At 53.5% G+C, this 20704-nt stretch carries 14 protein-coding genes; 12 read left to right on the top strand and 2 right to left on the bottom strand.

Annotation, left to right across the window (positions count from 1 at the left end):
* Nucleotides 1-154: 154 nt before the first annotated feature.
* The 12 genes from pilM (at nt 155) to eno (ending at nt 17150) form a co-directional block, all read left to right on the top strand.
* Nucleotides 155-1216 (top strand): type IV pilus assembly protein PilM, encoded by a 1062-nt coding sequence (gene pilM / locus CEK60_RS11145; protein WP_089039086.1) that lies wholly within the window; start codon nt 155-157, stop codon nt 1214-1216.
* Nucleotides 1213-1782 carry a PilN domain-containing protein gene (locus tag CEK60_RS11140; RefSeq protein ID WP_089039085.1) on the top strand — a complete coding sequence of 190 codons (570 nt, stop codon included), beginning with the start codon at nt 1213-1215 and terminating at the stop codon, nt 1780-1782. The genes pilM and CEK60_RS11140 overlap by 4 nt, the downstream gene beginning before the upstream one ends.
* Nucleotides 1779-2405 (top strand): type 4a pilus biogenesis protein PilO, encoded by a 627-nt coding sequence (locus CEK60_RS11135; RefSeq protein ID WP_089039084.1) that lies wholly within the window; start codon nt 1779-1781, stop codon nt 2403-2405. The genes CEK60_RS11140 and CEK60_RS11135 overlap by 4 nt, the downstream gene beginning before the upstream one ends.
* Nucleotides 2402-2923, top strand: a complete 522-nt coding sequence (locus CEK60_RS11130) for a pilus assembly protein PilP (protein WP_089039083.1) — start codon at nt 2402-2404, stop codon at nt 2921-2923. The genes CEK60_RS11135 and CEK60_RS11130 overlap by 4 nt, the downstream gene beginning before the upstream one ends.
* Before the next feature lie 34 nt (nt 2924-2957).
* Entirely contained in the window at nt 2958-5003 is a 2046-nt protein-coding gene (pilQ, locus tag CEK60_RS11125) for a type IV pilus secretin PilQ (RefSeq protein ID WP_089039082.1), read from the top strand.
* Nucleotides 5003-5569 carry a shikimate kinase AroK gene (gene aroK / locus CEK60_RS11120; protein WP_038481630.1) on the top strand — a complete coding sequence of 189 codons (567 nt, stop codon included), beginning with the start codon at nt 5003-5005 and terminating at the stop codon, nt 5567-5569. The genes pilQ and aroK overlap by 1 nt, the downstream gene beginning before the upstream one ends.
* A complete protein-coding gene (gene aroB / locus CEK60_RS11115) occupies nt 5566-6672 on the top strand; it encodes a 3-dehydroquinate synthase (protein WP_089039081.1) in 1107 nt (368 codons plus the stop codon). Before aroK ends, aroB begins: the two co-directional genes overlap by 4 nt.
* A 527-nt stretch (nt 6673-7199) precedes the next feature.
* On the top strand, nt 7200-11657 hold the full coding sequence (gene gltB, locus CEK60_RS11110) for a glutamate synthase large subunit (RefSeq protein WP_089039080.1): 4458 nt from the start codon (nt 7200-7202) through the stop codon (nt 11655-11657).
* A gap of 33 nt (nt 11658-11690) precedes the next feature.
* Entirely contained in the window at nt 11691-13109 is a 1419-nt protein-coding gene (locus CEK60_RS11105) for an FAD-dependent oxidoreductase (protein WP_089039079.1), read from the top strand.
* Between the two features lie 138 nt (nt 13110-13247).
* Entirely contained in the window at nt 13248-14903 is a 1656-nt protein-coding gene (locus CEK60_RS11100; protein WP_089039078.1) for a CTP synthase, read from the top strand.
* A 17-nt stretch (nt 14904-14920) separates the two neighbouring features.
* Nucleotides 14921-15790, top strand: coding sequence for a 3-deoxy-8-phosphooctulonate synthase (kdsA, locus tag CEK60_RS11095; protein ID WP_038481648.1), 870 nt, complete (start codon nt 14921-14923; stop codon nt 15788-15790).
* A 70-nt stretch (nt 15791-15860) separates the two neighbouring features.
* Nucleotides 15861-17150, top strand: a complete 1290-nt coding sequence (gene eno / locus CEK60_RS11090; RefSeq protein ID WP_089039077.1) for a phosphopyruvate hydratase — start codon at nt 15861-15863, stop codon at nt 17148-17150.
* 445 nt (nt 17151-17595) lie between these two features.
* On the opposite strand, the gene fdxA is transcribed toward eno, so the two are convergent.
* Entirely contained in the window at nt 17596-17919 is a 324-nt protein-coding gene (gene fdxA, locus CEK60_RS11085; RefSeq protein WP_009722190.1) for a ferredoxin FdxA, read from the bottom strand.
* Nucleotides 17920-18074: 155 nt separating this feature from the next.
* Nucleotides 18075-20642, bottom strand: a complete 2568-nt coding sequence (gene mutS, locus CEK60_RS11080) for a DNA mismatch repair protein MutS (protein WP_089039076.1) — start codon at nt 20640-20642, stop codon at nt 18075-18077.
* Nucleotides 20643-20704 lie beyond the last annotated feature (62 nt).

Raw genomic sequence — 20704 nt, 5'->3', positions numbered from 1 at the left:
ACTAAACGACCGTATCACGCAATTGGCTGCCATTATAGGAAGGCGAGGCAGCAGTCACCAGTGTTGATATGCCGTAATGCCATTCGCGTGTGACTTCACTAAAAATCATGTAACCTCGAAATTCGCATGATAGGCAGGCGGAGCCGAACCCAGGATGCGTTTACTCAAGCCCGGTAAAGGGTTGATTGGCGTCGATATTACATCGGCGACCGTCAAGCTGTTAGAGCTCAAACAGTCTAACGATAACTACCAAGTAGACAGCTACGCTGTTCAACCGCTGCGCGAAGGTGCAGTTGTTGAGCGCCGCATCCGCGACATTAATGAAGTGGCGAGTGTGCTTCGGCGTACTGTCGAGCGTGCAAAGCCCTTTACTCGTAAAGCAGCAGTGGCCGTCCCAGCGAGCGCTGCCATTACTAAAACGCTTACTTTTCCTGCTTCGTTAAGCGAAGAGGAAATCGAAGAGCGAATAACCGCCGAATCTGACCGCTATATTCCCTTTCCGTTCAGTGAGGTGGCGTTTGATTTTCAGTGCCTAGGCCCTGCTCCTTTCGATGAGAGCCAGCAAGAAATTGTTTTAGTAGCGTGTCGTCAGCAAGACGTGACTCTGCTTACCGAAACGCTGGAGCGTGCGGGGCTGGAGCCTGTCGCTGTCGATGTAGAAACGTTCGCCTTAGAGCGCGCATTGGCCGAGCTACGTAAGCAGTCAAGCGCGGCAAACGACTCAGCTGCTTGTGTGGGGCTATTCGACATCGGGGCCAATATGAGCGCTTTCCATGTCGTGCGGGGTGGGCATATTGTTTATAGCCGTGATACGGCGTTTGGCGGACGCCAACTGACAGAGGCCATCCGCGACTATTACCACATGAACATCGCTGAGGCCGGAGTTGCTAAGAAGCGTGGAGGTCTTCCAGGCGACTACCAAGAGAAAGTGCTCACTCCTTTTCTAGACACGCTGGTACAGCAGGGGAGACGCTCGCTGCAGCTTTATTACACTGTCGGTCGTCAGCATGAGGTACAACATACGGTACTCGCGGGTGGCTCAAGTGTCATTCCAGGCCTCGCTGAGCGTATTGCTGATGATAGTGGTATGTCGGTGAGTATCGCCAACCCATTGCAACGTTTACGCATTAACAAGCGGCTAAGTGAAGAAGCGTTAAGAAACGCTGCCCCAGCGATGCTAACGGCGGGTGGGTTGGCGATGCGAGTTAGCCAATGAGCATTAATATTAATCTTTTACCCTGGCGTGAGGGGTGGCGAGAGAGACGGACGCGGCAATTTTACGGTGTTATGTTGTTTATGTTGCTGCTGGGCGTGGCGTGTGGCGTTGTGGTATTGCACGTATATCAACAGCAGTTAGCTGCCCAGCAGCAGCGCAATGCCCATATCTCTACTCGTATTGAGCAGTTAGACAATGAAATCGCTGATGTACAACGCTATCAGGGCGATATCGGGCGGTTGGAAGAGCAATTGGCGCTGTTCCACACGCTTAATAACGAACGCATGAGTACAGTGGGGCTGTTTAACGATATTGCTGCTAGCGTCGCCGATGGGGTTGTCTATCAGCGTCTGTCACGTAGCGGACAGCAAATCAGTCTTTCAGCGGTTGCCAGTAATGAACGTCAGGTCTCTGAGCAACTACGCCAAATTGCAGCTATACCAGGGTTAGGCGTACCGCTGTTTTCCGAGGTTGCTAGTGGCCAAGATGACAGTCGGCGTGTTTTCCAGTTTGAAGTAAGGCAACTGTCTCCTGAAGAAGCCGTTTCCATGGAGGCGGCACCATGACGCCTATCCGTGAACGCATAAAAAATGACTGGCAGCGCCTGCGCAGCGTTGAATGGCAATCGTTGGATATCAAAGAAGCAGGTGAGTGGCCCTGGCTGTTTAAAGCCGTGATAGCGGTACTTGCTTTTTTAGTTGCTCTATTAGCTATCAACGGGTGGCTGGTGGGGGAGGCTCGCGATTCGCTTGCAGCAGAGCAGCGTCAAGAGGAGCGTCTGCTGGTCGAGTATCGACGCAAGGCGTCTGAAGCCGCTTTTCTGCCGGATATTCGCAGTCAGTTGACTGCTCTTGAAAATCAAATGGTGCAGATGCAGGCGATGCTGCCTACCAGTGCAGAAATTCCTTCTTTATTAGATAGCATCAGTGATGCCGCTATCGAAAATCGACTAACCATTGAAACTATCCGTTTGCGACCTACGGTGAGTAACACGCACTATATAGAGCACCCCTTAGATATACAGGTACGCGGTGATTACCATGCATTGGCGCAGTTTGTTTCGGACATTAGCGGTTTGGCGCGAATTATTACCCAGCACGATTTAACGCTAGCGCCTGTTGAGCAGAATGGCGACACGCTACGCATGTCGCTGCTTGCACGCACTTACAGCGAAAAGGCTGCACCATGAAGCGTTTGGTAGGCCTGCTGTGTATTGCTGGCTTAGCTGGCTGCAGTGACCCTCAGCTGGGGCAGTTAGATCAAACCCTTGCAGAAATACGCCGTACTGCTGATGGGAAAGTGCCCGAGGTAGTGGAGGAATTGCCAACGTATCAGTCGCTCGATTATCGCTTTAGCGATGCGCGCAGTCCCTTCTTAGCACCGGAGGATATGCGCGAAAACGTATTGCAAGTGGAGCAGGCAGTGAGCGAGTTTGCCCCCGAACAGCAGCGCGCTCAAGAGCCTTTAGAGCGTTTTCAACTCCAGACGTTGCGCTTAGTGGGTACGCTACGTATGGGGGCGCAGCAAGTTGCATTGATTGAGCCTCCCGAGGGGGAGGTTGTTAGTGTTCGAGAAGGTGATTATTTAGGCACCAACCATGGCTTTATTAACCAGATTGAACCACAAGGAATCACTATTGTTGAACGTGTTTTTAGCCCTCAGCAAGGGTGGCAACAACGCCAGGTAACGCTCACCCTTGAGGAATAGCTTCTTCACTCGCTATCAGATATGGATATCGCTTATGGCTGCTATATGTTATCGAACGTTGCTGTTATTAATTGCGGTAGTGCCATCGGTCTGCATGGCATCAGTGCTTACTAATGTCGATGTGCGGCAAACTCATAGCGGTGACATAGAGCTAGTGCTGCAGTTCAGTGGCGGCGTTGCCCAGCTAAGTGGCTATCGATTAGATGCACCTCCTCGTCTAGCGCTGGATTTGGCAGATACGCAAAGTGCGCTTGCCCAACGCCGTATCGGCGTCAGTAGTGGTGTTGTTGAACAAGTGACGGTGTTAGAGGGTAGTGGACGGACGCGCCTCGTGGTTGATTCGAATGAATCCCTTGATTATACCGCTCGAGTAGTCGGTGAACAGTTAAGAGTCACACTCGCATCAGGTAGTTCTGTGTCTATGCCGGCACCCCAAGCGACTAACGTTCCCCAGCCTTCCCCGTCCATCCAGGGGTTGCGTGTTGAAAATATTGATTTCCGGCGTGGAGGTGATGGTGCAGGGCGTGTCGTGGTGACATTTGATCGTGCTGGCGTGGTCGCTAACGTGCGTGAAGGTAGTGAGGGCAGCATTGTAGCGGAGCTGCGTAATGTGGCGCTGCCTGATGCGCTTAACCAGGTTTACGATGTCACTGATTTTGCGACGCCGGTTACCCGTATTACCCCTCATCTTGGACAGCGTGATGTGCGGCTGGAGCTACAAACGAACGGCCCCATCGCGATGGCTTCATCGCAAAGCGGGCGTACGTTGACGATTGAAGTGCAGCCGGTGAGTCAAGCTACACAACAGCAGCGAGAGCAGCAGGGAATATCTTTTACCGGAGAGCGGTTAAGCCTGAACTTTCAAGATATTGAAGTGCGTGCAGTGCTGGCTACTCTGGCAGAGTTTACTGGCCTAAACCTAGTGGCCAGTGATAGCGTTGCTGGACGCATTACGCTTAACTTGAACGATGTTCCCTGGGATGAAGCGCTAGCGCTGATCTTACAAAGCCAAGGGCTGGCAAGTCGGGAGCAGGGTAATGTGATCGTAGTGGCGCCTGCCAGCGAGCTAGCGGCTCTTGAGCGGCAAGAGATAGAAACACGCAACCAACGCCAAACGCTTGCGCCGTTAGTCACTGAGTTTATTGAAATAAAATATGCCCGCGCCGAAGACCTTGCTCAGCTGTTACGTGGTGGCGACGGCTTTGGGCTGTTAACTGACCGAGGGCGAGTCAGTATTGATCAGCGTACTAATATGTTACTGGTGCAAGATACTGCAGAGCAGGTGCGCACTATTATCGGCACTTTAGATCGCTTGGATGTCGCCGTCCGTCAGGTGCAAATTGAGGCAAGAATTGTCATTGCCCGAGATACCGCGTCTCGGGAGCTAGGGATTAACTGGGGCGTGTCGAGTACTCGCGGCTTTTTAGAAAACGATGATGGTACGTTTTCTCGGCGTAACCTTAACCCTAGCAACATTAACCGTGCCCAGGGTGGCCTTGCGGTAGATCTAGGTTCAGCGGCGGCTGCCAACACGGGGTTTAGTTTTGGTTATCTATCAGGGGACGTACTGCTAGATCTTGAGCTGCGAGCGCTGGAAAGTGAGGGCAAAAGCCAGACGATTTCTCAGCCCCGAGTGATCACAGCTAACCAACGAACAGCTATTATTCGTCAAGGCGAAGAGCGTGCTTTTCAGAGTGTAGATACAGAAGGGAATCCAGATACAGAGTTCAAGGAGGCCGAGCTTTCCTTGGAGGTAACGCCACAAATTACTCCGGATAACCGCATCATTATGAATTTGGTGATTAAAAACGATAGCTTCCGGGAAAGTGAGTTTGGTGGTGAGCCGCCGATTGATACTAACCAGATAGAGACCCAAGTGCTGGTCGATAATGGGCAAACGGTAGTGTTAGGCGGTATTTTGACAACAGAGCAGTTGAGCCAAATAGCGAAAACACCGCTGCTAGGAGATATTCCTTGGCTTGGGCGGCTATTCCGCTATACCGAAGAGAGCAATGAAAAGGTAGAGTTATTGGTCTTTATTACTCCACGACTACTTGATGATGGTTTGGCGGTTCGCTGATGCAAGAGTTACCCAATATTTTTTTAATTGGCCCCATGGGGGCTGGCAAGAGCACGATAGGCCGCTTACTCGCGGCTGAGTTGTCGCGCTCGTTCTTTGACAGCGATCACGCCATACAAGACCGCTGTGGTGCGGATATCCCCTGGATTTTTGACGTTGAAGGTGAGCCCGGCTTTCGTCAGCGCGAAAGTCAGATGATTGACGAACTCACTCAGTTGTCTGGTGTGGTAGTGGCTACTGGCGGTGGCGCAGTGCTGCGCGAAGAGAATCGACGTGCTCTGCGTGAGCGAGGCGCCGTGGTTTATTTGCTGACCACCGTTGACCAGCAACTGAAGCGCACTGCTAAAGATCGAAATCGACCGCTATTACAGTGTGATAATCGCGAACAGGTGCTGAACGACATGTTCGCCACACGAGATCCGCTGTATCGAGCGACATCGGATATTACGGTGCGCACGGATCGGCGCAGCCCACGTGCGGTGGTCAACGAAATTCTGCGTCGTGTCCATCGCATGGTGGACCCTTTGGAAATTGCGCGGGCTCAAAGTAAAAAGGTATCACAATGACTGAAATGACAAGTGCCCAGCGTACGCTAACCGTCGCATTGGGTGAGCGTAGCTACCCGATCCATATTGGTGTTGGGCTGCTAAAGCGCGCCAATATGCTGGAGCCGTATCTCGCGGGTCAGCAGGTGATGGTCGTCACCAATGAGACTATCGCGCCGCTTTATTTAGAAACACTTTGCGCCGGTCTGCCTGGTCATTTAGATATTCGCACAGTAGTGCTGCCTGACGGGGAGCAGTATAAAACCATCGAGCAGGTAAGCCGGATTTGGGATGCGCTGTTAGAGGCCGGCTTCAATCGTCGCTGTACGCTGATTGCCTTAGGGGGCGGTGTGATTGGCGATATGGTCGGTTATGCAGCGGCAGCTTATCAACGTGGCGTTGCCTTTATTCAGGTGCCTACTACGTTATTATCCCAGGTAGACTCTTCGGTGGGTGGGAAGACCGGTGTTAATCACCCGCTGGGTAAAAATATGATCGGTGCGTTTTGGCAACCAAAAGCCGTCATCGTGGATATCGACACTTTGACCACACTGCCTAGCCGGGAGCTTTCCGCAGGCTTGGCAGAAGTGATCAAGTACGGGTTAATCCGTGATGAGCGCTTTCTAAGCTGGTTAGAAGAGCATATGCAGGCGCTACTCAGTGTTGAGCCTGCAGTGATTGCTGAAGCGATTGCTCAAAGTTGTCAGATTAAAGCCGACATTGTGGCGGATGACGAAACTGAGCAGGGCGTTCGCGCGTTGCTGAACCTGGGGCACACGTTTGGTCATGCTATTGAAGCGCATCAAGGTTATGGCAACTGGTTACACGGTGAGGCCGTGGGTGCAGGCATGGCGATGGCAGCAACGCTCTCGCATCAGCTTGGCTGGATTGATAGCAAGGCACTCGCGCGTGCTAAGGCGGTTGTTGAAAGCGCCGGATTGCCGCTAGCGGCGCCTGCCGGAATGTCAGCTGACGACTTTTTAGCTCGCATGAAGCTAGATAAAAAGAATATTGATACTCGTCTACGTTTGGTGCTGCTCAATGCCCTGGGCGACGCCTGCGTAAGTGACGCCACGCCGCCTGATATGCTGCGTGAGCTGCTTCATCACTATCCGCGCGACTAAATGCCGAGGCGTATTAGCGTATAGATAAACAATCGACAGCCCTTATGGATAAACAGTACTGATAGACCGTATTGCTAAACAGATTTAGCAAGCAAAGCTGCACGGAAAACCCACCATCGCGTGGGTTTTTTGTTGTCTGGCCGTTAAGTGATGATCGTTCTGTATGTAATCCGTATGCCTTATGCGCTATCGGCATGGGTTTTTTGAGCCGTTTGATACTAAAGTCTAATTACGTGCTGTGATCGTTTAAACATCGTTTAGTTGCTTTGCAAGTGGTTGAAGTTAATATGTTTTTTTATTAAGCGCGAATGCAAATGCAAGATTTGACAAGGTTTTTTAAGGATTGGCAGGTTCTGGGTGATTGCGCTACACGTAGGCAAATCGCTATGCTGAGCGACCTTTTCTTGAAGCGGTGGAAGCGGGAAATGCCCTGTTTTTAATGAGCAGTAAGAAGCCAAAAATAAGAAAAACCCGTTACGATAACATGAAAACACTGCTAAATAAATACGCTGACTAGAGGCACGCCCATGAATAGAGGTCTTCACCAGCCTGGCGAGTTTCGCGATAACTGTGGCTTTGGCCTTATTGCCCATATGGAAGGGCAGGCCAGCCACGACTTGCTGAAAACTGCTATTGAATCACTTACCTGCATGACCCATCGCGGCGGTATTGCGGCAGACGGAAAAACCGGTGACGGTTGCGGTTTGTTGCTGAAAATGCCGGTGCAATTCATGCGCGCTGCCGCGAAGCAAGCGCTTGATGCGGAGCTTGGCGAGCGCTTTGCTGTAGGTGTCATCTTTTTGCCAGATGACGATGCGCGTGCCGCTCATGCTAAAGAAACCCTTGAGCGTGAACTAAGCAGCCGTGGTTTAGAGGTATTGGGCTGGCGCGAAGTGCCCACTGACTCTAGCGTATGTGGTCCGATGGCACTGGACTGTCTGCCGCGAATTGAGCAGCTGTTTGTTCAGCCAGCTAGTCGTGGAGATTTAGGCAGTGATCGCTTCGATGTCGATCTGTTTATGGCGCGCCGTTATGCAGAGCAAGCGCTACGTAGCGATGAAGACTTTTATGTAGCTTCGCTCTCATCAGAAGTTGTTTCCTATAAAGGCTTGGTCATGCCGGAAGATTTGCCGGCATTCTACAAAGACCTGAATGATCCAAGTCTGGAAACCGCCATTTGCGTGTTCCACCAGCGTTTCTCTACTAACACTGCACCGCGCTGGCCGCTGGCCCAGCCATTCCGCCTGCTGGCTCATAATGGCGAGATCAATACGATTGAAGCCAACCGTGGCTGGGCGAACTCCCGTAAAGCCAATTTTGTTAACGAGCGCTTGCCCGATATTGCTGAGCTTGAGGAAATTGTTAATACCACTGGGTCAGACTCCTCAAGCATGGATAACATGCTGGAAGTGCTGCTAACTGGCGGTATGGAGCTGCATCGTGCGGTGCGCATGATGGTGCCGCCTGCTTGGCAAAACGTTGAGACCATGGACGCCGAGTTACGTGCGTTCTATGAATACAACTCCATGCACATGGAGCCTTGGGATGGCCCGGCCGGTGTAGTAATGACCGACGGTCGCCAAGCTGTTTGTATGCTGGATCGCAACGGCCTTCGTCCCGCACGCTGGGTGATTACCAAGAATGGCTACATTACGCTAGCGTCTGAGATTGGCACTTATGATTATCGTCCTGAGGACGTCGTCGCTAAGGGGCGCGTTGGCCCAGGCCAGATGCTGGCGGTAGACACTCAGACCGGCGAAGTGCTGCACACTCAGGATATCGATAACCGCCTGAAGTCAGCTTACCCTTACAAGCGCTGGCTCAAGCAGGAAGCCAATTACCTAGAGTCAGCGCTGACTGAGCTTGCGCGTTTCCAGACAATGGACACTGACGCGCTAAATGTTCAGCAGAAAATGTTCCAGGTGAGCTTTGAAGAGCGTGATCAGGTGCTGCGCCCGCTGGCAGAAAGTGGCCAGGAAGCGGTTGGCTCGATGGGTGATGATACCCCCATGGCGGTGTTGTCTAGCCGTCCGCGTCTGCTAACTGATTTCTTCCGTCAAAAGTTTGCCCAGGTGACCAATCCGCCGATCGACCCCCTGCGTGAAGCGATTGTTATGTCACTGGAGACCTGCTGTGGTGCGGAGCTAAACGTCTTTAAGGCAACGCCTGAGCATGCCCACCGCTTGATTCTGACAACACCCGTGCTGTCACCGCGTAAATTTACTGCGCTGGTCAGCCAGGATGATCCTGCCTTTGCTAGCCACACGCTGTCACTCGGGTACGACCCGGAGCACACCAGTCTGCAGCGGGCAGTCACCTTGCTTTGCCAGGAAGCTGAGGCGCAGGTAAGAGCGGGTAAGGTGATTCTGGTGTTGACCGATGCTGACCTTCCCAAAGGACAGTTGCCCATCCAGGCGGCTTTGGCGGTGGGAGCCGTTCACTCTCATCTTGGTCGTTTGGCGCTGCGGCCGAACGCCAACATTGTGGTGGAAACCGGCTTTGCAAGGGATGCCCACCAAATGGCCGTGCTGTTTGGCGTGGGCGCAACGGCTGTGTACCCATGGCTCGCTTATCAGGTCATGGCCGATATGCATCGCACCGGTGAGCTAACAGGCAACCCTGCCGATGCTCGTGAGAATTACCGCAAAGGCCTGCAGAAAGGGTTGTTCAAAATTCTTTCGAAAATGGGTATTTCAACGTTAGCTTCATACCGCGGCTCTATGCTGTTCGAAGCGGTGGGGCTGTCCGATGAGATCATGGATACCTGCTTTGTCGGCATGGCATCCCGCATTCAGGGCGCTGGCTTTGCTGAGCTGCAAATGCAGCAAGAGCTGCTGGCGAAGGATGCCTGGATTGCCCGCAAAGGCATTTCTCAAGGCGGTATGCTGAAGTATGTTCATGGCTACGAATATCACGCCTACAACCCCGATGTCGTGAAGTCGCTTCAGGCGGCGGTGCAAGAAGGCAGCTACGCAAAGTGGAAAAAGTTTGCTCTGCTGGTCAACGAGCGTCCGGTTGCCACGATTCGTGACTTGCTTAAGCTAAAGCCTGCTGCAGCGCCCATTCCATTAGAGGATGTTGAGCCGATTGAGGCGCTGATTCCGCGCTTTGATAGCGCCGGTATGTCGCTAGGTGCGCTTTCTCCGGAAGCCCATGAGGCGTTGGCCCAAGCGATGAACGAGGCGGGCGGGCGCTCCAACTCAGGCGAGGGTGGTGAAGACCCAGCTCGCTACGGCACCATCCGTAGTTCGAAAATCAAGCAGATTGCTTCTGGCCGCTTTGGCGTTACCCCGGCCTATTTGGTCAATGCGGAAGTACTGCAGATCAAAGTTGCCCAGGGTGCCAAACCCGGTGAAGGTGGTCAACTGCCGGGCGGCAAAGTGAACCAGTTGATTGCTCGGTTACGCTACGCGGTGCCTGGTGTGACGCTGATTTCACCGCCGCCACACCACGATATCTACTCGATTGAAGACTTGGCGCAGCTGATTTTCGACCTCAAGCAAGTCAATCCAGATGCCCAGGTTTCCGTGAAGCTGGTCTCTGAGCCAGGTATTGGCACTATTGCCACCGGTGTGGCGAAGGCCTACGCGGATCTGATCACTGTTTCTGGTTACGACGGTGGTACCGCGGCAAGCCCATTGACCTCTATCAAACACGCGGGCTCTCCTTGGGAGCTTGGGTTACCCGAAGTGCACCAAGCGCTGCGTATTAACGGCCTGCGCGACAAGATTCGCCTGCAGACCGATGGTGGTCTCAAAACGGGTCTGGATGTCGTTAAGGCGGCGATTCTGGGGGCTGAAAGCTTTGGCTTTGGTACTGCGCCGATGGTGGCGCTGGGCTGTAAGTACCTGCGTATTTGTCACTTGAATAACTGCGCCACCGGCGTAGCGACACAAGATGACTTCCTGCGTGGCGAGCACTTCCGCGGCACTGTCGATATGGTCAAAAACTACTTCCGCTTTATTGCTGAAGAAGTGCGTGAACTGATGGCGATGCTAGGGGTGCGTCAGTTGACGGACCTGATTGGCCGCACCGATCTGCTTGAGGTGTTGGAAGGCAATACGGCCGCTCAGCGTAAATTGGATCTAACCCCGCTGCTTTCGAATGATTTTGTGCCTGCAGATGCACCGCAGTTCTGTAAGGTGAGTCGTAATGTGCCCCACGATCCAGGCGCTAAGAACCAGGAAGTGCTGGCAGCACTAAAAGAGGCCATTGAAAGTCAGTCTGGCGGAGAGTTTGATTTCACCATCACTAACTGTGACCGCAGCGTAGGTGCATTGAGCTCAGGCGCGATTGCCAAACGCTACGGTGAAGATGGCTTGGAATCAGCCCCGGTCACTGCGCGCTTTACCGGGGTGGCTGGTCAAAGCTTCGGGGTGTGGAACGCCCGTGGCTTAAACCTCTATCTCGAAGGCGATGCCAACGACTACGTGGGCAAAGGCATGAACGGCGGCAGCATTGTGATTGTGCCGCCCAAGGTTAGCCAGTTTGAAAGCCACAAAACCGCCATTATTGGTAACACCTGCCTGTATGGTGCGACAGGCGGCACGCTGTTTGCCGCAGGTACTGCGGGTGAGCGCTTTGCCGTGCGTAACTCTGGGGCGACTGCTGTGATTGAAGGTGCAGGCGACCACTGTTGTGAATACATGACTGGGGGCTTGGTCTGCGTATTGGGTGAAACGGGCGTTAACTTTGGCGCGGGTATGACCGGTGGTTTTGCTTACGTCTTGGATGAAGACCGTACCTTTGTGGACAAGTACAACCACGAGCTGGTCGAAATCCACCGGGTCAATACCGAAGCGATGGAAGCGTATCGTCGTCATTTGCGTGAAATGATTGAAGCCTACGTTGCAGCGACAGGCTCTGCTCGAGGCGCGGCGATTCTGGAAGACTTCGGCGACTACGCGCGCCACTTCTGGCTAGTGAAGCCAAAAGCGGCAAGCTTGGGTAGTTTGCTGAATCAATCTCGGCGTCAGCCGGAATAACCCGCCAGAGCCTACGCTTCGAGGAGAGAAATCATGGCTAACCGTTTAAATAACGATTTCCAGTTTGTTGATGTGGGTCGTCAAGACCCGCAGAAAAAAGCCGCACACACACGGTCCAAAGAGTTCGCTGAAATTTACGAACCCTTTAAGCCCACCGATGCGGCGAGCCAGGCGCACCGTTGCCTGCACTGCGGCAATCCGTACTGCGAGTGGAAGTGCCCGGTACATAACTACATTCCCAACTGGCTTCAGCTAGTGGTGGAAGGCAATATTATTGAAGCAGCCGAGCTTTCACACAAAACCAATTCGCTGCCGGAAGTGTGTGGCCGCGTGTGCCCGCAAGATCGTTTGTGTGAAGGCGACTGTACGCTGAACGATGGCTTTGGTGCGGTTACCATTGGGTCGGTAGAGAAGTACATTACCGACACCGCGTTTGCGATGGGCTGGCGCCCGGATATGTCTAAGGTGGAGTGGACCGATAAGAAGGTCGCCATCGTAGGTGCCGGGCCTGCGGGTCTTGGTTGCGCTGATATTTTGGCACGTAATGGCGTCAAACCCGTCGTATTTGATAAGTATCCCGAGATTGGCGGTCTGCTTACCTTCGGTATTCCAGAATTTAAACTGGAAAAGAACGTGATGGAGCGTCGCCGCGCCGTCTTTGAAGAGATGGGCGTCGAGTTTCGACTGAATACCGAAATTGGTACCGACATCGAATTCGATACGCTGCTGCAGGAGTACGATGCTGTTTTTCTGGGGATGGGCACTTACAAGTACATGGAAGGTGGCTTCCCCGGCGAAGATTTACCTGGTGTGTATAAAGCGCTCGATTTCCTGATCGCCAACGTTAATCGTCGCTTAGGCTTTGAAAAAGATCCTAACGATTTTATCTCGATGGAAGGTAAACGTGTGGTGGTGCTTGGCGGTGGTGATACGGCGATGGATTGTAATCGGACCTCGATTCGTCAGCACGCCGACAGCGTGATCTGCGCTTATCGCCGTGATGAAGAAAACATGCCCGGTTCCCGCCGTGAAGTGGCTAATGCGCGAGAAGAGGGCGTTGAGTTTCTGTTCAACCGCCAGCCGGTTGCAGTGGTGGGCGAAGAGCAGGTCGAAGGGGTGAAGGTCGTGCGCACACGTTTGGGTGAGCCCGATGAAAATGGCCGTCGACGTCCTGAAGTCGTGCCTGGGTCTGAAGAAATTATTGCCGCCGACGCAGTCGTGGTAGCTTTCGGCTTCCAGGCAAGCCCGGCACCGTGGTTCGATAGCGCCAACATCCAGGTCGATGAGCGCGATCGCGTAAAAGCGCCAGAGCATGGCCAGTACGCCTACCAAACCAGCAATGAGAAAATTTTTGCCGGTGGCGATATGGTGCGCGGCTCTGACCTGGTGGTCACCGCGATTTACGAAGGCCGCCAAGCTGCTGAGGGGATTTTGGATTACCTAGGCGTTTAGTTTTGATAGTGAGGGGCGTCTTCGCCCCTCTGCCACCTGCAGTTCAAATTGAGCCTTTAGGCGTACTCTGCTATTCTGTCATCCCATCCTGGTGTGGCTTTCTGTTACGCCTTTTGATCACGTTTCGACAGGTTTTCCATGACACGATATATCTTCGTGACCGGCGGCGTTGTGTCCTCTCTTGGCAAGGGCATCGCGTCGGCCTCGCTGGCGGCGATTCTAGAGGCCCGCGGCCTTAAGGTCACCATGCTCAAGCTCGACCCCTACATCAACGTGGACCCGGGCACCATGAGTCCTTTCCAGCACGGCGAGGTGTTCGTCACCGAAGATGGCGCCGAGACGGACTTGGACTTAGGGCACTATGAGCGTTTTATTCGCACCAAAATGACCCAAGGGAATAACTTCACGACGGGGCGCGTGTACGAGAATGTACTACGCAAAGAGCGCCGTGGTGATTACTTGGGCGGTACCGTTCAGGTCATCCCTCATATTACCGATGAAATCAAACAGCGCGTCTATGCTGGCGGTGAAGGCTTTGATGTGGCGCTGGTAGAAATCGGTGGCACGGTGGGTGATATCGAATCACTGCCGTTCTTAGAGTCTATTCGTCAGATTCGTAGTGAGCTTGGCGCTAGTCGGGCGATTTACATGCACCTTACGCTGGTGCCGTATATCAAGACGGCAGGCGAGACCAAGACCAAGCCGACTCAGCACAGCGTCAAAGAGCTACGTTCGATTGGTATCCAGCCGGATATTTTGATTTGCCGTAGCGAAGTAGAGCTCGAAGAGAGCGAGCGCCGTAAAATCGCCCTGTTCACTAACGTGGAAGAGCGTGCCGTTGTACCGTTACAGGATGCCGATACTATTTATCGGATTCCGCTGATGCTGCACGAGCACGGCCTAGATGACATTGTTTGCGATAAGCTGCGTCTGGAAGCAGAGCCTGCCGACCTTTCCGAATGGGTCAAGGTGCTGGATTCCAAGTTGAATCCGCTGAAGTCGGTGAGCATTGCCATGGTCGGTAAATACATGGAACTGCTGGACGCCTATAAGTCGCTCAACGAAGCGCTTATTCACGCGGGCATTCAAGGACGTATTAAGGTCAATGTCGACTATATCGACTCCGAAGATATCGAGCGTCACGGTACCGAGCGGCTAGCTGGCAAAGATGCCATCCTGGTACCTGGCGGCTTTGGCGAGCGCGGTGTGGAAGGCAAAATTCTTACCGCTCAGTTCGCGCGTGAAAACAACATTCCCTACCTGGGTATTTGTTTGGGCATGCAGGTAGCGGTCATCGAATTTGCCCGCAATGTGGCTGGCTGGGAAGATGCTAACTCTACCGAGTTTACCCACGACACCAAGCACCCCGTGGTGGGCCTGATTACCGAGTGGATTAACGCTGAAGGTAAGATCGAGCTGCGTGATGCTGCATCTGACTTAGGTGGCACCATGCGTCTAGGCGGTCAGGTCTGCCACTTGAAATCTGGTAGCAAAGCTCGTGAAGCCTACGGTGCTGATGAGATTGTCGAGCGTCATCGCCATCGCTTTGAAGTCAATAACCAGTTTATTGATGAGTTAGAACAGGCAGGCCTGGTCATTTCTGGCAAGAGCGTCGATCAGTCCTTGGTAGAAGTCGTCGAGCTGGCTGACCACCCTTGGTACGTGGCGTGTCAGTTCCATCCGGAGTTTACCTCGACACCACGTGACGGACACCCGCTGTTCTCTGGGTTTGTTAATGCTGCCTTAGAGCACAAAACGGCACGTACGCGCGCTCATACAACGACTCAGGAATAAGAGGGAGAGCGAATAACATGTCTTCGACTTCTCAATCATCCTTTCCAGAGCGTCATATTAACGTTGCCGGCCTAACCGCCGGCAATTCTTTGCCGCTAATGTTATTGGGCGGCATGAATGTGCTGGAGTCAGCGACGCTTGCTGATGAAGTGGCGCAGGCCTACGTTAATGTGACGCAAAAGCTCGGAATGCCTTATGTCTTTAAGGCAAGCTTTGATAAAGCGAACCGTAGTTCTATCCACTCTTATCGTGGACCTGGGCTAGAAAAAGGTTTGCAGATTCTAGCGGATATTAAAGCGCGCTATGGCGTGCCCATCATTACCGACGTTCATGAGCCTTGGCAGGCAGAGCCTGCGGCTGAAGTCGCTGACATAATTCAGTTGCCGGCGTTTCTTGCCCGCCAGACTGATCTAGTGGTGGCGATGGCTAACACCGGCGCGGCGATTAATATCAAAAAACCGCAGTTTCTAGCACCTCACGAAATGCGCCATATCCTCACTAAGTTTCAGGAAGCCGGTAACGACCGTTTGATGCTATGCGAGCGTGGTACCAGCTTCGGCTACAACAACCTGGTGGTGGATATGCTGGGCGTTGGCGATATGAAACAGACCGGTTACCCGGTGTTTTTCGATGTCACCCATGCCTTGCAGCGCCCAGGTGGCCGTGCGGACAGTGCCGATGGCCGTCGTGCCCAAGTGGCAGAGTTGGCTCGTGCGGGTGTGGCCGTTGGTTTGGCGGGGATCTTCCTGGAAGCCCACCCTGACCCAGATAATGCTAAGTGCGATGGACCCTGCGCACTGCCATTAGATCAATTAGAGCCGTTTTTGACTCAGCTTTCGCAGCTAGATGCCTTGGTGAAGGGGTTTACGCCTTTGACCATCCGTTAACCGCGACGGCAAATATGGTATACATTGGACCCACAATCATCCATTAGACTGACAACCAAAGGACACTGTTATGACCAAAATTGTTGAAATCAGCGCACTAGAAGTGCTCGATTCCCGCGGCAACCCGACCGTTCAGGCCATGGTTCGCCTGGAAAGTGGCGCCGTAGGTGAAGCATGTGCGCCCAGCGGTGCTTCTACAGGCTCCCGCGAAGCGCTCGAGCTGCGCGATGGCGACAAGACACGCTACCTTGGCAAAGGCGTTTTAAAAGCCGTTGAGGCCGTGAATGGCAAAATCAGTGCTGCGTTGTTAGGAATGGATGCGCGTGATCAGCGTGGGCTGGACGACGCAATGTTAGCCCTGGATGGCACTGAAAATAAGGCGAATCTGGGCGCGAATGCCATTCTGGCGGTGTCGCTGGCTGCCGCTAAAGCCGCTGCCAACGCTAAAGGTGTGCCGCTATATGCGCACATTGCTGAGCTTTATGGCCAGCCGGGGCAGTACAGCATGCCGGTACCGATGATGAACATTCTTAACGGTGGTGAGCACGCCGATAATAACGTTGATATCCAGGAATTCATGGTACAGCCAGTAGGCGCGGCAAACTTCCGTGAAGGCCTACGCATGGGCGCGGAAATTTTCCACGCGCTAAAAAAAGTACTGTCTGCTAAAGGTCTTTCTACGTCCGTGGGTGATGAAGGTGGCTTTGCTCCTAACTTGGCATCTAACGCAGATGCCCTGGCGATCATTAAGCAAGCTGTTGCTGATGCCGGTTACGCACTGGGTACAGACGTTACCTTGGCGCTAGACTGCGCGTCTTCCGAGTTCTACAAAGATGGCCAGTACAACCTTTCCGGCGAAGGTAAAAGCTACGATGCCGAAGGGTTTGCCGATTACCTGGCGGGCCTCTGTGCGGACTATCCGATCGTTTCCATCGAAGATGGTATGGATGAATCAGACTGGGCAGGCTGGAAAGCACTGACTGACAAGCTAGGCGACAAAGTACAGCTGGTTGGCGACGATTTGTTTGTTACCAATACCAAGATTCTTAAGCGTGGTATCGACGAGCAAATTGGTAATTCGATTCTGATCAAATTCAACCAGATTGGCTCGCTGTCTGAAACGCTGGATGCGATCAAAATGGCCCGGGACGCTGGTTTTACCGCGGTTATTTCACACCGTAGTGGTGAAACTGAAGATACCACGATTGCCGATTTGGCCGTGGGCACCTGTGCCGGCCAAATTAAAACGGGCTCTCTGTGTCGTTCCGACCGTGTCGCGAAATATAACCGCCTGCTCGTCATCGAAGCGGAGTTGGGCGATGTGGCTTACCCTGGCTTGAAAGCCATTAAAGGGCAGTAAGCGCAAATGGGCGTCGGCGTGTAAGAGATGTCTCAAGATTTTGTAAGAGATATCTTACAAATGCCGGCGCTAATCGCTTAATTGCTTTTTTGTTTTAGTTTATGCTTTTGATTTTTATGATTTTTTTATAACGGGCGAGCCGCAGTGGCTCGCCCGTTGCCGTTTTGGTCTGCTTGAGTTGTGATGGCTTTCTGCCACAATGCATTCAGGACAGGGGAGGCAAGGATGCTTCAGGCAGGATGCAACGGGATGCAGGTCAGATACGCTAGGTGACACAGTGATGTGGGTTCTGGCAAGGATGTTATCTGAGGAGTTTGACACAGGGAGTGGTCAGAGGAAGTGCTTGGAGCGGGCGGCCTACGGGCCGCCTTTTTTTGTGTGCCCAGCCCGTGGCACACAAAAAAACCAGCGCGAACGCTGGTCTGAAAATGCGTGGCTTCTAAGATTAGCGTTCGAGCTTTTCCAGCTTACCTGTTTTGCCGTCCCACTCTTCTGCATCGGGCAGCGGGTCTTTTTTCTCGGCAATATTCGGCCATACATCGGCTAATTCAGCATTAATTTCTATAAACTGCTCTTGGCCATCCGGTAGCTCATCTTCTGAGAAGATAGCTTCTGCGGGGCACTCCGGTTCACACAGGGCGCAGTCAATACACTCGTCTGGGTGAATGACCAGGAAGTTGGGGCCTTCGTAGAAGCAGTCGACCGGGCAGACTTCAACACAGTCGGTGTATTTGCACTGGATGCAGTTCTCGGTAACGACAAACGTCATCTTGCTATCCCTCTTGCGGGACCGGGAGCTTCCCGGTCGTGGTCAATAGTTAATGGTTATAAATCGGCCGTTTCTTATAAGATAAAACAGTATGGGCGACATTCTAGTGGTGCCCTTACGCGGCGGCAAGCGCTCATGGCTTTCCTTTCATACCATTACAGTAGCTCTCGCCACTGATATAGCAGCGCTAGCGCTTCGCGGGGTGTTAAATCGTCTACATCGGCTTTGCCTAACGCTTCCACCACCGGGTGCGGTGCGCTGGCGAACAAGTCGTTTTGTTGCGGTGCTGCAGAAACGCCGCTAGGGCGCTGCAACTCATCCACATCGCGCTGCTCGAGGGCCATTAGTTTTTCACGGGCTCTGCGTATTACATGGTTGGGAACACCTGCCAACTGGGCTACCTGCAAGCCATAGCTCTGGCTCGCAGGGCCCGCTTCAATGCGGTGCATAAACACGATGCTGTCGCCGTGCTCGGTGGCTGTTAGGTGAATATTTGCCACACCCTCGGCCTGTTCCGGCAGCGCGGTCATTTCAAAATAGTGTGTGGCAAACAGGGTGAGTGCCTTTGCTTCGGCTAGGTATTCAGCACTTGCCCAGGCCAGTGAAAGGCCGTCAAAAGTACTGGTGCCACGACCAATTTCGTCCATTAACACCAAGCTATGCTCGGTAGCATTGTGCAGGATATTAGCGGTTTCGGTCATTTCTACCATAAATGTAGAGCGACCACCCGCTAGATCATCTGACGAGCCTATACGGGTAAAGATGCGATCTACAGGGCCTATTTCAGCGCTATCGGCGGGTACGAAGCTGCCGCTATGCGCCAACAGCGCGATGAGCGCGGTCTGGCGCATATAGGTTGATTTACCGCCCATGTTGGGGCCGGTGATAATCAACATGTGCTGATCAGGTGTTAGCGTGACATCGTTGGGTACAAACGGTGTATCGCTGACATGTTCGACCACGGGGTGCCGTCCAGCGGTAATTCTAAGGCCAGTGGCATCCCGTAGCTGGGGCCTTACCCAATTGAGTGCCTCTGCACGCTCGGCAAAGGCGCAGAGTACGTCAAGTTCAGCCAATGCCCGCGAGGTGTTTTGCAGTGCGTGAAGCGCCGCGTTGAGCTCGCCCATCAGGCGCTCGTAGAGCCATTTCTCTCGCGTGAGGGCCCTGGACTTGGCCGAGAGTGCTTTGTCTTCAAACTCTTTAAGCTCTGGAATAATAAAGCGTTCAGCATTTTTTAGCGTTTGACGACGGATGTAGTCGGCGGGTGCCTGCTGAGCCTGAGAGCGAGGTAGTTCAATAAAGTAGCCATGAACCCGGTTATAGCCGACTTTTAAATTGGCCAGGCCAGTACGTTCGCGCTCGCGCAGCTCCAACTGCACTAAGTACTCACCGGCATTCTCAGCCATGCCGCGGTGCTCATCTAGCTCGGCGTCAAAGCCATTCGCAATCACGCCGCCATCGCGAATCACCACAGGCGGATTTTCAACCAATGCGCGAGTTAAGGTATCGGCTATTTCTGGGTAGGGGCGAATGTGAGGTTTAAGACCATCGATAGCGCTACCGCTATCAATTTCGCTTAGCAATTGCTCAAGTGCGGGTAGCGTTACCAGGGCGTCGCGCAGGCGCGCCAAATCCCTGGGGCGCGCGCTATACAGTGCGACGCGGGCCAGGATGCGCTCGACGTCGCCTACATCACTCAACGTATCGCGTAGCGGTAGGTAGGCGGCTTCAATAGAGAGCAACGCCACGCCCGCGTGACGTCCTTCCACGATATTACGCTGGCGCAGCGGGCGGTTAAGCCAGCGCTTCAGTAATCGCGAACCCATCGCGGTGGTGCAGGTGTCTAACACGCTGGCCAGGGTGTTATCGCTGTTACCGCCGAGATTTATATCAATTTCCAGATTGCGCCGACTGGCCGCGTCAATCACTACGGCATCATCGCGGTTTTCGACGCTAATGGCCGTTACGTGGGGCAGTCGTGAACGTTGGGTATCTCGGGCGTAATCGATCAGTACGCCCGCCGCGATGAGTGCGCTGGTTAAGTGCGCACAACCAAAGCCGCGTAAATCCTGGACTTCAAACTGATCGCACAGGCTGCGCGTGGCGCTGTCTAAGTCAAACAGCCACTCCCCTTGGCGTCGTAAGCTGCGCTTTTGTGACCATGCGTCGGGCAGGGTCAAGCTTTCGGGCACTAACAGTTCGGCAGGCGACAGGCGGGTTAGCTCTGCCTGCATCTCGGCTTCACTTTCTACTTCCAAGACATTGAAGCGCCCACTGGAAAGCTCCAGCCATGCAAGGCCCCAGCCGTCTTTGCCGGGCGCAACGGCGACCAGCACGTTATCTCGGCGAGCATCCAGTAAGGCTTCATCGTGAAGCGTGCCAGGGGTGACAATACGCACTACTTGTCGATCAACGGGCCCTTTGCTAGTGGCAGGGTCACCGATTTGCTCGCAGATAGCGACGGATTCACCGGCTGACACCAAGCGAGCTAAATAGCCTTCAGCGCTATGGTAGGGCACACCTGCCATAGGAATAGGTTTGCCACCTGACTGGCCGCGCTGGGTAAGGGTGATATCCAGCAGCAATGCGGCGCGCTTGGCATCATCGAAAAATAGCTCGTAAAAATCCCCCATCCGGTAAAACAGAAGTACCTCAGGGTGATCGCGTTTGATCTTAAGATATTGCGCCATCATTGGCGTATGAGCGGGGCTGGCCTGTGACATGGGCGTCCTGGTTGAGCGTTGCGCAAGCAGTCTCAGCTTGCGGCATGTTCTTTGGCAGTTAC

The organism is Halomonas sp. N3-2A (assembly GCF_002216165.1).
GTDB lineage: Bacteria > Pseudomonadota > Gammaproteobacteria > Pseudomonadales > Halomonadaceae > Vreelandella.
This window is presented reverse-complemented; position numbering and strand designations above follow the sequence as displayed.